At 43.7% G+C, this 14,065-nt stretch carries 13 protein-coding genes; 7 read left to right on the top strand and 6 right to left on the bottom strand.

The window, feature by feature from the left end:
• Window positions 1-12: 12 nt before the first annotated feature.
• Complete coding sequence (locus ACH784_RS15825) at window positions 13-2,367, bottom strand: winged helix-turn-helix domain-containing protein (RefSeq protein WP_404391808.1); 2,355 nt, start codon at window positions 2,365-2,367, stop codon at window positions 13-15.
• Window positions 2,368-2,554: 187 nt separating this feature from the next.
• On the opposite strand from ACH784_RS15825, the gene ACH784_RS15820 reads away from it, so the two are divergent.
• The 3 genes from ACH784_RS15820 to ACH784_RS15810 are packed head-to-tail and all read left to right on the top strand — an operon-like array spanning window position 2,555 to window position 4,672.
• A complete protein-coding gene (locus tag ACH784_RS15820; RefSeq protein WP_404391806.1) occupies window positions 2,555-3,238 on the top strand; it encodes a cytochrome c biogenesis protein CcdA in 684 nt (227 codons plus the stop codon).
• 9 nt (window positions 3,239-3,247) lie between these two features.
• The gene (locus ACH784_RS15815; RefSeq protein ID WP_404391804.1) at window positions 3,248-3,742 is read left to right on the top strand and encodes a TlpA family protein disulfide reductase; all 495 of its coding nucleotides are present in this window, start codon (window positions 3,248-3,250) and stop codon (window positions 3,740-3,742) included.
• Window positions 3,743-3,766: 24 nt separating this feature from the next.
• Window positions 3,767-4,672 carry a TlpA family protein disulfide reductase gene (locus ACH784_RS15810; RefSeq protein ID WP_404391802.1) on the top strand — a complete coding sequence of 302 codons (906 nt, stop codon included), beginning with the start codon at window positions 3,767-3,769 and terminating at the stop codon, window positions 4,670-4,672.
• Between the two features lie 41 nt (window positions 4,673-4,713).
• On the opposite strand, the gene ACH784_RS15805 is transcribed toward ACH784_RS15810, so the two are convergent.
• Both ACH784_RS15805 and ACH784_RS15800 read right to left on the bottom strand, forming a co-directional pair.
• Window positions 4,714-5,817: a peptidase C39 family protein gene (locus tag ACH784_RS15805; protein ID WP_404391800.1), complete on the bottom strand. Its 1,104-nt coding sequence runs from the start codon at window positions 5,815-5,817 to the stop codon at window positions 4,714-4,716.
• Window positions 5,818-5,819: 2 nt separating this feature from the next.
• Entirely contained in the window at window positions 5,820-7,262 is a 1,443-nt protein-coding gene (locus ACH784_RS15800; protein WP_404391798.1) for a RimK family protein, read from the bottom strand.
• 404 nt (window positions 7,263-7,666) lie between these two features.
• Between ACH784_RS15800 and ACH784_RS15795 the strand changes: the two genes are divergently transcribed.
• Entirely contained in the window at window positions 7,667-8,392 is a 726-nt protein-coding gene (locus ACH784_RS15795; RefSeq protein WP_404391796.1) for a substrate-binding periplasmic protein, read from the top strand.
• A 73-nt stretch (window positions 8,393-8,465) separates the two neighbouring features.
• Here the strand turns inward: ACH784_RS15795 and ACH784_RS15790 are convergent, their stop codons facing one another.
• Together ACH784_RS15790 and ACH784_RS15785 are read right to left on the bottom strand one after the other, a co-directional pair.
• Window positions 8,466-9,200, bottom strand: a complete 735-nt coding sequence (locus ACH784_RS15790) for a helix-turn-helix domain-containing protein (protein WP_404391794.1) — start codon at window positions 9,198-9,200, stop codon at window positions 8,466-8,468.
• 73 nt (window positions 9,201-9,273) lie between these two features.
• Entirely contained in the window at window positions 9,274-10,194 is a 921-nt protein-coding gene (locus tag ACH784_RS15785; protein ID WP_010562021.1) for a manganese-dependent inorganic pyrophosphatase, read from the bottom strand.
• A gap of 135 nt (window positions 10,195-10,329) precedes the next feature.
• On the opposite strand from ACH784_RS15785, the gene ACH784_RS15780 reads away from it, so the two are divergent.
• Both ACH784_RS15780 and mutM read left to right on the top strand, forming a co-directional pair.
• On the top strand, window positions 10,330-10,878 hold the full coding sequence (locus ACH784_RS15780) for a hypothetical protein (protein WP_404395298.1): 549 nt from the start codon (window positions 10,330-10,332) through the stop codon (window positions 10,876-10,878).
• A gap of 38 nt (window positions 10,879-10,916) precedes the next feature.
• Complete coding sequence (mutM, locus tag ACH784_RS15775; RefSeq protein WP_404391791.1) at window positions 10,917-11,726, top strand: bifunctional DNA-formamidopyrimidine glycosylase/DNA-(apurinic or apyrimidinic site) lyase; 810 nt, start codon at window positions 10,917-10,919, stop codon at window positions 11,724-11,726.
• Window positions 11,727-11,802: 76 nt separating this feature from the next.
• Here the strand turns inward: mutM and ACH784_RS15770 are convergent, their stop codons facing one another.
• A complete protein-coding gene (locus ACH784_RS15770; protein WP_404391789.1) occupies window positions 11,803-12,939 on the bottom strand; it encodes a M20 family metallopeptidase in 1,137 nt (378 codons plus the stop codon).
• Between the two features lie 189 nt (window positions 12,940-13,128).
• Here ACH784_RS15770 and ACH784_RS15765 point away from each other — a divergent pair, with 189 nt between their 5' ends.
• Entirely contained in the window at window positions 13,129-14,064 is a 936-nt protein-coding gene (locus ACH784_RS15765; protein WP_404391787.1) for a RimK family alpha-L-glutamate ligase, read from the top strand.
• The last annotated feature ends 1 nt before the right edge of the window (window position 14,065 follow it).

The raw sequence follows: 14,065 nt of genomic DNA, 5'->3' as shown, positions 1-14,065 counted from the left end.
CTCTGTTAACTTTTATTCTACCAACCAATCAGTTTCACAATAGACACTATGGGCTTTTTCGAGCTGCTTACGTAGCCATTTAGCACCACTATTTGCAGATTGATAGTCAGCCAACCTTTGAGTGTCAGCTTGCTGCCATTGAGCGGGTAACTGTGATTTAAACGTTTTTAAAGTCGTTATGGCTTGCTCAAATTTACCAAGTTCAGCGTAAGCTCTGGCAACATAAATAGCCTCTAAGCGGGTGGTGAATTGCGCTGGGTTAAGGTGTATTACCTGAGCATATTGCTGCTGTAATAGATATGCGTACATTTTGCTATATCTAGCGTAGGCGTGTGTGATTCGGTATGCAGGTAGGTCTGTGTCTAACAAGGCCTGTGCAAGTACTTGGTGTGCCAGCTCGAAATCTTGGGTTTGGGTATGCGCCCAACCTAGAAAGACTCGGCTGCTTGCGGCAATGATTTGATTTGAAGTGGCACCAATAACTTGGTTAAGTAAATCAACCGCTTGCTTTAGCTTTTGAGGTTTACCAGCCTGTCCACCGCGATCACTTTGGTCTAATCCCTGATCAAGATAAGCAAATGCCAGATAGAACTGTGCCCAATCAAGCAGGTTTTTAGCGCCCAGTTGTTGTGCTTTATCGATAGCAGATTGAAAATAAACTTGTGCCTTGTCGCCTTGATGTAACTGCATCTGATAGAAACCCGCATACATTTCAGTGATGGCGAGTTCATAAGGTTGTTGTAAAGCTTTGTAAGCCTGCATTGCAGCATTCAGGGCTTGTGCTCGCTCGTTTACTGGTAGTCCATAATTCTGCGCAATGGCGAGTTGTGTTGCGGCTATCTGGTTTTGATTGTTCAAGGTTTGATAAAACCCCAATGCCTTTTTTAAGCGTTTCGCGCTTGCCATTAAATCTAAATGCGGGCTTTGCTCTAAACCGACGTTGATAGGCTCACCTAAATAAAACAGTTTATCGGCGAGTAGCTCTGGCTCGGTGCTGAGTTCGAAAGTTTGCTCGATTTGGTCTAATACAGCTTCATGTGCTTGCCAGTTCATATTGAGAAAATGCTGGTCGGCTTCGAGCTTTAAGCTGCGAGCGAGTAACTTGGTATCTTGTGTTTGTGCACTTTTGGCGGCGCTTTTCGCTATCCAACTTGCAGTGTCTGTATGGCCTTTTTTCGCCATTAAGTCAGCCATTAAAAAATGCACAAAAGCATCTAAGTAGGGGTCATGATCGAGCGATGTGTTCACTAAATGAGAAAGTGACTGTTCAGCCTCTTGCCATTGTCCTAATGCGATTTGTGTTTTACTTAAATAAGCCTGCGCCCATAAAGAAGGTTTTAAAGTTAAAGAGGCAGTAAAAAATCGCTTAGCATCGAGTGCGCCTGTGGTTTGTAAGGCCTGCATGCCTTGTGCAATTGCCATGGCTGATAGGTCGGGGGCTGGCTGTTTTGATGTAAGTACTTGCTTTGGATTTATTAGCTGCAAAACTTGATGACTAACACTGTCGATGTTGGCTGCTAGGTTATCAAAGCTCATACTGCCTTGTTGCACTTTGCCATCGCGAAATAAAATTTGAAAGTCGATAATTTGTTGTTGTTTGAGCTGTCTGACACTGGCCACTAGCGCTGCGTCAATTTGCTCTTTTTCTAGCATGGCGCGAATATAGTTAGGTAATGCTGGCCAACTAATTTGATGTTCAAGCAGTAACAAATTGCCTTGGGCTGGAGAGACAATTTGCACTTGGTTAGCGCGTTTTAAATCGACCGATAACATATCCGATAAACCTAATTCGAGCCATGCCATATCGGCCTTGCCGGTGTTATTACTAAAAGGCAGTACAATGAGTGACTCCACTTGCTGCTGAATATGCGGTTGTGTATCTGCTTTATCGACCATTACATCGTCTGCGAAGTAGCGAGTCGCACTCCAAATACTCGCCGCGACGAGCCCACATAACCCCACAAAAATGAACCTCTTAGTCGATGCGAATATATTTTGTTTAGAGGCGTTGGCGCTTTTTGAATGATGCGATTTAGACGTTACTTTTAATGGGCAGATCCAACGGTATCCACGTTGCGGAATGGTTTCTATAAAGCGGGGGTTTTTGGCATCGTCCCCCAACACGGCCCGTAATTCTCGAATGCTTTGAGTGAGTGATGCTTCACGAAAATCACCATGCTGCCACAGTTCACTCAATAAGCGCTCTTTACTTATCACTTCATTTGGGTGCTGTAAAAAATAAGCCAGTAGTAGTGCGACCTTGTTTCTGAGCCTAACTTGTTCACTTGCGGTATTGAGACAAGCGGTGTCTGGGATAAAAGTGAATTCAGCAAAACAATACACGGCGCACTCCTTGGTATTAGTCATTGCTATTCTATGGTATTCCAACCTATTTTTAAAATTTAAACCTCCTCCAGTGTTTTTTGTAAGCTCATGTAATAAATAGTTAAATTTTTATTTGATAGAAATTTGATGACGATTTTACTCGCCCTTAATAGCAAACCAAGCGCTGTACTGTTGAACTTGCGTTCATCACAACTCAAGGGCTGTTCATATGGAACAACTGCTACAGCAACTATTATTTTCGCAGCAACACTCGGTATTGTTATTTGTATTGGTGTTTTTTACAGGCGTACTGACCAGCTTAACGCCTTGTGTATATCCGATGATCCCCATTACTGTGTCGGTGGTTACTCAGCAAGCAACTCACGCGAAGCAGCGAGTACGATTTGCGTTTATTTATGTGCTCGGCTTGGCGCTGACTTACAGTGTGCTAGGTGTTTTGGCTGCCAGTAGTGGCCACTTATTTGGCTCTGTCGCGACTCATCCTATGATGCTTTTTACTGCGGGTGTTTTTTGCCTACTTATGGCTGCCAGTCTATTAGATTGGATAAAAATGCCACAGCTTTCAGTGCGTGTTAGCGCAAGCAGCCGTGTGCGATCATTGAATGTATTTGTCACCGGCTTACTTTCTGGCTTAGTCATGGCGCCGTGCACCTCTCCGGTACTCGGCATGCTACTGATGTTTGTGGCCTCCACCCAATCGCCGTTATTGGGTTTTAGTTATCTATTTTTATTTGCCCTAGGCATGAGTGCTTTACTTTTGCTGATTGGCTGCTCGACCCACTTTTTATCACGCTTACCCAAATCAGGCCGCTGGATGCAGGCTGTTAAATATCTTCTGGCCTTTGCCATGATGGGAGTAGCGTTGATGTTCTTTTTACAAATTAACTCATAAGGAAACACCATGAAAAATCTGTGTATGTTTTTACTCTGTTTGTTGTTATTGAAATTGCCAATAGGTGCGCAAGCCAAGCCTTTGCAAGTGGGTGAAAAAGCCCCTGAATTCTCGGTTACTACGCTGGCAGGACAACAGCTTGCGCTTTCAAAATTTGCGGGAAAAAAGCCCGTCTATTTAAAATTTTGGGCGACCTGGTGTCAGTACTGTACCAATGAAATGCCGCATTTAGCCAAGTTGCACCAAAGGTTACAAGACGATGTTGAAGTGATCACCGTGAATATTGCCTTGAATGATTCAATTAAAAATATCGAAAACTTCTATGCAACGAACGATTTATCGCTACCTACTGTGTTTGATAAAACGGGTGCCTTAACGCAAAGCTATGGGGTAGTGGGCACGCCGTTTCATGTTTTGATAGATAAACAAGGGCGAATTCATCAGCAATCATTTTTTGCATCCGATGAATTTAATCAAGCCTTAATTGATTTAGCGAAACAATAGTAGCGAAAAAATAGGAGAAACAGCATGAAAGCATTATTTTTGGTCTTTGTTTTATTAAGTATGAGCACAGCCTCCTTCGCAGAACAGTCGCAAAGCTCAGAAACTAAAATGAAGCATTTAGTATTCATTGACGTGTGGCAGTATTTTAGTGCCCAGCAAACACCGCTAACGGATTGGCTGAGTGCGCAAAATTCAGAAGCGTATCAGGTGCAATATGTGCAGCCAAATATCAATGTTACCCGTGATATTTTGGCGCAGGCACAACAGGCATTTCCGGTTTTAGACGAGCTTTACTTAGACGAAAATTACCAATTAATGCGCCAATATGGAGTTTGGCAGATGCCTTACCATGTCATTTTGCAAAATGATCAAACGGTTTTCAAAGGCAATGACACAGAGCTCGCGCGTTATTTAGTCGCAGAGCAATTGATCAATAAAGAGCAACTGACTGCTGTTCGTCATTTATTGCAAGACTCACCTCACGAAAATAAACCACAGCCAAGTCAAACGGATTTTGTAAAACAAGCAGCAGTAACACGCGTTGATGAAAGTGATATTGCCCCAGAATTTAAGGGGCGTACCTTGTCGGCTGAGCCAATCAGCTTAAATAGTAGGCTTGCTGATTTACAGGCCGATGAACATCTCAGCTTGGTATTTGTTGACTCTTTGTGCCCAATGCCACAGTTTGTAGGGTGTGAAGCAAGCTTAGCGCGCTTGGCTAAACGAAAAGATAACAATACTTTGATTGTTGTGAACGGCTATTATGTTGACGAAAACCATGTAAAACAGTTTGTCGTGGCAAATAAATTGTCTCAGCCTGTAGTTTGGGATCAACATAACCAGATCTTTAATCAATATGGGGTATTAGCGACGGTGACTGAAATTCGTATTAATAAAAATGCTAGAGTGATCGGGCGATCAAAGCTCTAGCATCATCGTAGTCTTAACAGGTCGTTGCGAGTTTTTAAGTGTTAATGTCTGTTCGCAACGACGACGGCGGCTTTTAGGCGCTGTGAGCCAAACGCCGCCATGGTTTGAAAAGCTTCTTTAGCAACCGGTAGGTGCTGACAGTCGAGATCGGTTTGTACAGGTTCATTCACATCCGGATCGTGAACATAGACGCATTCATCATCTATACCAGTGACTAGCACCCAATGTGGGGCTTTTTTACCGTCAAAACGGTAAGTGCTGATCAAGACGATCACAGCACGTTTTTCTTGTAACTGCTCAATTAACCACTCAAGGGTGAGATCTTGATAAATAATTGGGATCTCAGTGTTTGTACACTCACTCAAAAATTCATTATGTGTTCGTTCAATCACCACCTTTTTATCTGCGTCTCTTACACTATCCATAAACAGAGGAGAGTCGGTATTAACGATAATTTCGCTGTTAAAACCACGTTTATGAGCCGCTAAAGCCAAACCAAACGGGTGACAACCGCCATGCCCAGAGGTCATAAAAATGGTGGTTGCCTCACGCCAAATTTGCAATTCTTGCTGCGCCCAATTTGCCATGTTTTTATCAAGAGCCGACATGGCCATGATCAAACTTGCTGGCCCACAGGTGAACTCTGTGGTTTGCTTAAACCACGGGGCAGTTAAGTGCATACCTTGCTCTAAACTGGCTCGAATGCGTTTTTGCATGCGAAGTGCATCACTGCTATCTGCATAATATGCGGTGTAGCGGCCAAATACGCGATAGCCTAATTTTTCATATAGGCTGATCGCTGCGATATTTTGCGTGGCGACTTCTAGGCGAATATAAAACCGTTTATGCAGCTTGGCGAGATTTTCAAGCTCTAGCAAAATATGTTCTGCAACATGTTTACCGCGGGCACTTGGCAACACTGCCAGCGAGTAAATTCGCGCCAAACGGGTCCCTTTATGTAGCCAAATTAAACCATACCCCACTACTTGCTGATCAATTTCTGCCACCAGCAGCCTGCTATGTTCTGACTGTAAATAGCGCTTAAAACTGCGACGACTGATCTTGTCGCTTTCAAAGCTTTGCGCTTCAATCTCGAGCAATGCGTTGAGATCAGTACTCATCGCATCACGAATATAGCAAGTCATGATTATTTGCCTCGACTTTCTAAACGGCGCAGAAATTCAGACATAATTTGCATGTATAGTTCTTCGCCCAAATATTTGTCTTCAACACCAAAATCGATACTTGGGTTGTCATTGACTTCAAGTACCAAGGCCTTGCCATCGACTTCTTTAATATCAATGCCATAAAAACCATCACCAATCACTGCAGCCGCTTTTAAGGCGCTGCTTAAAACTGCTTTTGGCACTTCGAACGTCGGTAAACTGTCGAATGCACCAGAGAAGTTACGTTTCGATTTATGGTTGTAAATTTGCCAGTGATTACGCGCCATATAGTAGCGACAAGCGTACAAAGCACGGCCATTGATCACGCCGATACGCCAATCGTATTCGGTAAACATAAACTCTTGTGCAAGTACCAGAGCTGACTCGGCAAATAGTTGGCTCAAAGTCGCTTCAAGCTCTTCACGGCTTTTAACCTTAAATACCCCTTTAGAGAATGAGCCTTCTGGCATTTTTAGCACCAGCGGATAACCAAAGGTTTGCTCAATCATAGCGAGTGTTTCAGGGTTTTGATCTGCCAAGATCAGTGTTTTTAAACTCGGCACTTTTTGATAGTTAAAGGCGTCGTGCAAAAACACTTTATTGCAGCAGCGTAAAATCGAGGTTGGATCGTCAATCACCACTAGCCCAAGCTTTTCAGCGTGTTGTGCTAATCGGTAAGTGTGATGATCTATACCTGTCGTTTCACGGATAAATAAACCATCAAAGTGTGCAAGATTCACCCCAGCGCTGGCTTCAACCATGTGTACCGCAATACCTAACTTTTCTCCGGCTTTAACAAAGCGGCTCAAGGCACCTTTGTTGCTCGGCGCAGACGGCTCGCTGGGGTTAACTAACATCGCCACATCCCAGCGCATCTTTTTGGTGCCTTGGCGTTTTTTCCATGCGGTATTTGCCAGCTCATTGACCACTTGATTGAAAAAGTCTTGCTCAGCAGCGTTTAATGCCGAGAAGTTCAGCATCTCTATTACTAGAGTGAGCTTTTCACTGCCTTGTTTTACATTGACGCGTAAAAACGGTGCCGGATATTCTTGATATACCATGGCAGCCAGTTTTTGCAGCCTGTCGTCTTGCACACGGCCAAAGCAGATTAGCGTCGACAGGTCAGTCGTCTCACCAAATAGGGCTTTATCTAAATATTTTTTCGATGCCAATATTTGCGTCGATTCGCGTAAACTATTTAAGGTTTTTACGCTCGGTAATACGTCGTGACCGCGCGCTTCTGCTAATAGTGAGCAATAGTAGCCTTGGCTTAAATAGCGGCTGCTTTCGCACAGATTTATAACGCGAGTTTTAGGCTCGTCGCGTTTTGGGTAGTCCTGCAAATAGTTTGCAAACGCTATCGCTTTAATGTCGTTTTCGAATGTGGTGTGAATGTCGTCTACCACAATTAAGGTTTTCACCATGAGTCAGTCCAAATAGTGTGGGTGATGCTTTGGCACATCAAAACTGACGGTTGCGGCATGCCACGAAATAAAATTGTGTTCGCTTGCTGAACGCATTTTGCAAACACAGGGATGTAGCAAATTTTTCGCGAGTGTGTCACGCAGTTAGGGTGTCGGCAAGCGATATATCGGGCAAGTTCGACGATTAATTTTTGTCTTCAAGATAAAGATTTTTGTTATTACTCAGGGCGAAGTAATGCCTAAAGTCAAAGGCCATAATTTGCGATTAAATCGCACTTTAACAATTCGCAATAACTCCTAAACTGAATGTATGAAATTAAAAATTTTGGTTACTGGGTGAGCGGCTTTGTTTATGGTTATTGTAATTTTAGATGCAGCTAAATATGGGGAATAATTCACTTAATATGCTTTTTAAAGTTTGCTTCTTCTCTGTGTTTTTTAGCACGCTAGTTCATGGCAAACCACTTAGTTTGGTGACAAGCGAAGGCCCGCCGCATACCATAAATAACAAACTATTCAGTGGTATAGACCTAGATGTGGCTAAAGCCGTTCTCGCAGAGCTTGGTTTCTCAGTCGAACTTAATTTTGTAGCCCTTGGCAGAGCAGAAATGCTAGTTCGCTCGGGACAGTACGATCTAATGGCTCCGATATTCTTTGCAAAAGATAGCGATAACTTTTACATCAGCGACCCTATTGTTACCTATAAACCGATGGTGTTTTCTTTATCTGAGCGTAATTTATCTCCCGACTCTATCAGCGATCTTGCAAAGTATTCTGTGATTACTTTTCAAGGTGCGCCGGGCTATTTTGGCGATGCCTTTAAAACTATGTCGGAGCAAGCGCGATATAAAGAGTCGGCAGATATGTCGGTGATCCCCGAAATGCTGGCGAAATCCCGTTACGACTTTGCAGTATTAGACCAGTATATTTTCTATTACTTCTATCGCCTGAATGACAAACAAAGGCCCATAGATATCTTTAAACATCATTATTTAATCCCGCCAGTCACCGCCAGTGTCGCTTTTAAAGATAAAATGCTCAGAGATAGGTTTAATTATGAGTTGAAGAAGTTTAAACAGGGTAAAGGCTACGCCAAAATCGTTGAGGCTTATTTGGGGCGAATGGAGTAAGTGGCCTTGACTGAGGCGCAGTAGTTTTGCTGATTGTCTGTAACAATATTTGCAAACTCTATAGGGGTTTTTCTTAACGCTTTTGATACTCCCTTAAACTCAATCCAAACTGTTTTTTAAAAGTGCGACTCAAATGCGCACTGTCTGAGAAACCTGCAATATACGCCGCTTCTGTGGCGGTTTTTCCTTGTTGTAATGTCTGTACTGCACAGATCAAACGCCGCCATAATAAATAAGGTCGCCAGGGGATCTGCATGGTGTCTTTAAACAAATGCAAAAAGCGACTTTCTGAGAGGTTGAGCTCAACTGCAATGTCTGCTGCGCGCCACTGTTGTGGTTTCACACACTTCTTACCAATGCAGCAATTCAGCTTATCAAGTAAGCGAGCTATACGTGTATCAACTTTGGTTTGCGGTGCTGTGGTTATAGGTGCAGGGATTAAACCACACAAACCGAGCAACTCACTTAGGTTGTGAGTACTCTCTAATTTCTTATTAATGTCGATTTCAATAAAGGCTTTATCAGCCAGTTTTGCCGTGAGCTGTTTGCCAACATTGCAGCTAGGCTCGATTAAGACCACCCACCCAGCTTGCATGGTGAGCTGATGACTAACATCTTGGTTTAATATGCTTGCACCTGAGAGCTGTATTGCATCGTGATTTGGCAGAGTTAGGCGCATATCTGCGTCACCCATAGGTAAGGTGATCTGAATAAGCGTGTGTTGATGGGCTGCGGTTTTTGGCACTGCGCCAAAAATAGCTAATACGCCGGGCTCGATGAGTAATGGACTAGATACATGCTGCGTCATAGATTATTGGCAATAAAAAACCGAAGACTATGCTTCGGTTTTATCAGCTATTTACATAACTTGCTAGTATTGCTTATGCAAACGCATCTTGTAGTGGTGGTACTACTTGTTTCTTACGGCTTAGTACACCATCTAACCATACGCGGCTTTGCTCAGGCGCAACACCGTAAGCACGCTCAACAATGCCTTCGTCATCAGACGCGATAAGCATTTGTGAACCTTCTTTCATGATGTCTGTAAGTAGTAAGAATACAGAGTGACGGCCGCCTTCTTCTTTTAGCTTTGCAATGTCTGCTTCAAGATCAGCTTTGATGTCGTCAAACACAGCTAGGTCGATAACTTCTAACTGACCGATACCTACTAGGTTACCGTTCATGTTGAAGTCTTTAAAGTCACGCATAACTAAGTCGCGAGCTGGTGTGCCTTCAACCGCTGATTTAACTTTAAACATTTCCATGCCGAATGCTTTGTAGTCTTCGATGCCTGCGATTTCAGCAAGTACTTCAACACACTTGATGTCAGCAGTCGTACAAGTTGGTGACTTGAAGATAACAGTGTCAGATAGGATTGCACCTAACATAAGACCCGCGATGTTCTTTGGAATTTCAACACCGTAGAAGTCATACATCATCTTGATGATGGTGTTTGAACAACCAACAGGGCGGATCCAACACTCAAGCGGTGTAGACGTCGTTAAGTCGCCAAGTTTGTGGTGGTCAACAACACCCACAACCGTTGCTTCATCAATGTCATCTGGTGCTTGTGTTTTTTCAGTGTGGTCTACGATGTAAACCTCTTCACCTGCATAGCTCATTTTAAGCTCAGGTGCTTCAAAACCAAACGTGTCTAGAATGAACTGTGTTTCAGGTGATACATCGCCTAAACGCGTTGCGATTGCTGCTTCACCAATTTGATTTTTTAAATATGCAAGTGCAATTGCACCACAAATAGAATCTGAATCAGGGATCTTATGACCCACTACATACATTGCCATGGACGGAACTCCTTAAATTTTGCGCGATATTCTAACAAACAATCACGACAGTTTAATAGCAAGTCGATGCATTTTTAGACCTAAATCTAAGCCTAAGAGGGGCAAATCAGAGTAAAAGCATGCTCCACAGTGAAGATGTTTTTCGATACACTGCAAAACGACTATTTAATAAAAGCAATAAAGCACAGAGGCAAGCGCATGGGGTTGAGTCGAAAAGCATGGAATAACGTGGTGATCTTCGCCATGCTGATCATGATCTTCTTTTTAAATGGTCTGCATCATAAGCTCAACTCGAATGAGCAAGTGTCTGGCCCTCAGCGACTCCTACCTGAGCAAACATTTGTACTGACATTGGCTTTTCCTGGCTACAAAATTGAGCGCATTGGCACAGCTTGGCGCAGTGAAGGGCCGTGGCAAGTAAGTCCGAATCAACTGCCTTTGTTGATTGATGCATGGCAGCAAGTTGAGTTAGAGCTGACAGATATTTCGTTGCCGAGCAGCAAAGCCGTCAGTGTGGCGCAGTTTTGGTTAGCTGGTGAAGAGTTACCTTGGAGCTTTCAACTCTATCAAGACGCCGAGCAATATTATATTTTTGATAAGCAGCAGCAATCTTGGTTGATCTTAGAGCCAGAGCTGGCGTATCAACTATTTGAGCCGCTTAACTTAGCGCAAGCATCACAGTAACCTCAACATATTTAAAGAAATAGACATTAGAGAACCTCATGCCTGAATTACCAGAAGTCGAAGTCAGCCGTTTAGGCATTAGCCCCCATATTGAAAAACAGATTGTCAGCAAAGTATTAGTACACAATGCCAGCCTTCGTTGGCCTGTGCCAGATGAAGTGAAAGACATTGAAGGGCTGACGATCAACAGTGTGCGCCGTCGAGCAAAATATTTAATGCTCGATACGGATATTGGCAGTGTGATTTTACACTTGGGTATGTCGGGGCATTTACGCATTGTGCCAATCAATGAGCCGCTGAAAAAACACGATCATGTTGAGATCCATTTCGACAATGGCAAAGCGCTCCGATTAAATGATGCCCGTCGTTTTGGTGCGTGTTTATGGCAGGCGCCTAATGAGTCTCATGCGTTGTTCGCAAAGCTTGGGCCTGAGCCTCTTACCTATGAATTCACTGCCGAGCATTTGTTTGAATGTTCTCGCAACAAAAAGGTACCTATTAAGCAATTTATTATGGATAACCATGTGGTTGTGGGCGTCGGTAATATTTACGCCAACGAATCGCTGTTCAAAGCGGGTATTCATCCTAAACGCGAAGCAGGCAAGGTGTCGTTAAAGCGCTATAAATTACTCACGCCAATCATCAAAGACACTTTAGCTGCGGCAATTACTCAAGGTGGCACCACACTGAAAGACTTCGCGCAGTCTGACGGTAAACCAGGTTATTTTGCTCAACAATTACTGGTTTATGGACGTAAAGGCGAAGAGTGTGTGACCTGTAAAACTGTGCTGAAAGAAATTCGCTTGGGACAGAGAAGTACCGTGTATTGTCCTAAGTGTCAGAATTAAATGAGAGAAGAGTACGCGAAAAATTATGTTTTGTGAGGTAGCGCTTGCCACCTCACTAAGCAAGTGGATTAAGAAATTAAACCACTTCTGAGTCGAGTTGTTGCGCTTGGCTTTCCGCGCTAAAACACCATGCCGACAATATCTGTGTTACTTGTTTTATTCGTAACTCAAAACTGCTTTTTAAAGCACGCTCGTGAATGGTGTGGTCGCCGTCACCATAAGGGCCAAAGCCATCTAAGGTTGGTACGCCTGCTGCGCTGACAACGTTCGCATCAGACACACCACCGCGTTGTTCGGTTTTCAGCGGCTCATCTAAGATCATGGCAATCTCGTCGAGTAACTGCTGTTGCATTGCATCAGGGCTCATCACGCCGCGTTGCAAGCCACCGTTAACGTTAATTTGCACGCCAGTGATCTCCATAGCGAAACAAATATTTTCTATGTCTTTGAGTAAACGCTGTTGCTCTTTTAAAGTTTTAAAGCGGGCTTCAACCATCATGTTGGCTTTAGGTGAAATGGTATTGGTGCTTAAACCGCCTGAGATTTTACCGACATTCACGGTGCTGCCTTTTTTTAAATCGGTCAGAGCTGTCATCTCGGTAAGCATATTTGCCAGCGCATAGTTTGCATCGATGCCATCGGCGTAGTGATTGCCGGCGTGGGCGGCTTTGCCAATGATCTCAATATCGAACGTGGCAATGCCTTTTCTACCAATAACGACTTCGTGATCTTTACCCGCTGCTTCAAATACCAAACACGCGTCATAGTCTTTGGCGAGTTTTGCGGTTAAATATTTGCTGTCATCGCTGCCAGTTTCTTCATCACTGACCAATAAAAAATCGATGTTATAGAGCGGGCCAAATTCCGCTTTTAAGTTACGAAGCGCATTTAGAGCCACAAAGTTACCGCCTTTCATATCGCATACACCTGGGCCATACACCCAGTCGTCATCTTGCTTAAACTCGGTAAAGGTATTGGGTGGGAATACAGTATCTAGGTGGCCGAGCAACAAAACTTTTTTGCCCGCTCTCTTTGGGGTATGGAAAAGTAAATGATCGCCAATATTTTCTCTTTGGTAACGGGTCATAGCAAAACCCAAAGGTGCAAGCAGCGCAATCATTTGCTCGCCGTGTTCATCAATCCCTGCTTTGTTTTTACTGTGAGAATTACAACGAATAAGGGTTGCTAATTCTGCAAAATCTATCTGTGTCATAACGGATTTCCCTGTATTTAATTGCCGCCAGTTTCTCGACACTATGTTTCAAGGAGGTGAATGTTTTATGAACAAATTTTGTTCGCTGTGATTGGTCAAAAAAGTGTCATCTTGATCCGTTTAAATTGCGGCCAACAGCGCAAATAACCCTTTTGCATTAGACCCGTTTTTGAAAACAAGGAGCACATTGTGACAGCACCTCATGTAGGCATTTGGATGTACGAAAATGGTGGCGGTAAAGCCATCGAGCAAAAGCTAGTTCACGCATTGGCTGAGCGAGGCATTCAAACCTCAACAGGCTTAAATTTGAGAGATGCTAGAGCACAGGGCGGCTCAATTATGTGTAATGGCATCGCCATGGAAAAGTTAGATACGTTCTTAAGCTATAACGCAGGGCAGCAAACTCAGTATCAGCTTTACTTGTATCAAACATTGAGCGAAACCATTCCGACGCTCAATAACTACAGCGCTTTCTCAATTGCTGAAGATAAATTCCGCACCTCTCACTTACTAAGCTCGCAAGGGATCGTGACACCAGATTATCGCTTATGCCACAAGAACGACATGGATGGTTTAAAGTCAGCTATCCGCGACTTCGGCGGCAAGCTGGTTTACAAACCAACCGACGGCTGGGGTGGCGTGGGCATAGTAAAAATTGACTCTGAGCAGGCGCTCGACATGTTAATGCCCTTTTTAAGCCGCACCGACTTACGTTATTTCTACGTAGAGCGCTTTATCAATTATGACAACACCGACTACCGCATTGATATTGTTGATGGCAAATGTGTGGGCTGTTATGGCCGTAAGGCACCGAAAGACGATTGGAAAACCAACATCACCAGCGGTGGCTCTGTATTCGTGCGCGAGCCAAGTGATGAAGTGGTTGATATTGCAGTTAAAGCCACAAAAACACTCGGGTTAGAGATCGCAGGTGTTGACCTTATTTACGACCGAGAACGAGAAGAATATGTGGTGCTTGAAGTGAATACCATTCCAGCCTTTGCCACACCAGAGCAAGAAGCGCTGGGGATTAATTTTAATCACAGCAAAATCTCGGCCATGGTCGAGCTGATAGACAAAACTGTACAACGCAAACTTTCACTGCAATCTGCCAAGGTGGCTTAAA

Origin of the sequence: Pseudoalteromonas phenolica (genome assembly GCF_044788725.1) — a bacterium.
GTDB classification, from domain to species: Bacteria; Pseudomonadota; Gammaproteobacteria; order Enterobacterales; family Alteromonadaceae; genus Pseudoalteromonas; species Pseudoalteromonas phenolica_C.
The sequence above is the reverse complement of the archived record's forward strand: the minus strand, read 5'-3'. Positions and strand labels throughout refer to the sequence as shown.

Coding starts and splice junctions, on each gene's coding strand:
- ACH784_RS15815 (WP_404391804.1), top strand. CDS start 3,248: ATGAAAAATCTGTGTATGTTTTTACTCTGTTTGTTGTTATTGAAATTG.
- ACH784_RS15790 (WP_404391794.1), bottom strand. CDS start 9,200: ATGACGCAGCATGTATCTAGTCCATTACTCATCGAGCCCGGCGTATTA.
- ACH784_RS15780 (WP_404395298.1), top strand. CDS start 10,330: ATGTTTTTCGATACACTGCAAAACGACTATTTAATAAAAGCAATAAAG.
- ACH784_RS15795 (WP_404391796.1), top strand. CDS start 7,667: ATGCTTTTTAAAGTTTGCTTCTTCTCTGTGTTTTTTAGCACGCTAGTT.
- mutM (WP_404391791.1), top strand. CDS start 10,917: ATGCCTGAATTACCAGAAGTCGAAGTCAGCCGTTTAGGCATTAGCCCC.
- ACH784_RS15820 (WP_404391806.1), top strand. CDS start 2,555: ATGGAACAACTGCTACAGCAACTATTATTTTCGCAGCAACACTCGGTA.
- ACH784_RS15805 (WP_404391800.1), bottom strand. CDS start 5,817: ATGACTTGCTATATTCGTGATGCGATGAGTACTGATCTCAACGCATTG.
- ACH784_RS15825 (WP_404391808.1), bottom strand. CDS start 2,367: ATGACTAATACCAAGGAGTGCGCCGTGTATTGTTTTGCTGAATTCACT.
- ACH784_RS15800 (WP_404391798.1), bottom strand. CDS start 7,262: ATGGTGAAAACCTTAATTGTGGTAGACGACATTCACACCACATTCGAA.
- ACH784_RS15810 (WP_404391802.1), top strand. CDS start 3,767: ATGAAAGCATTATTTTTGGTCTTTGTTTTATTAAGTATGAGCACAGCC.
- ACH784_RS15770 (WP_404391789.1), bottom strand. CDS start 12,939: ATGACACAGATAGATTTTGCAGAATTAGCAACCCTTATTCGTTGTAAT.
- ACH784_RS15785 (WP_010562021.1), bottom strand. CDS start 10,194: ATGGCAATGTATGTAGTGGGTCATAAGATCCCTGATTCAGATTCTATT.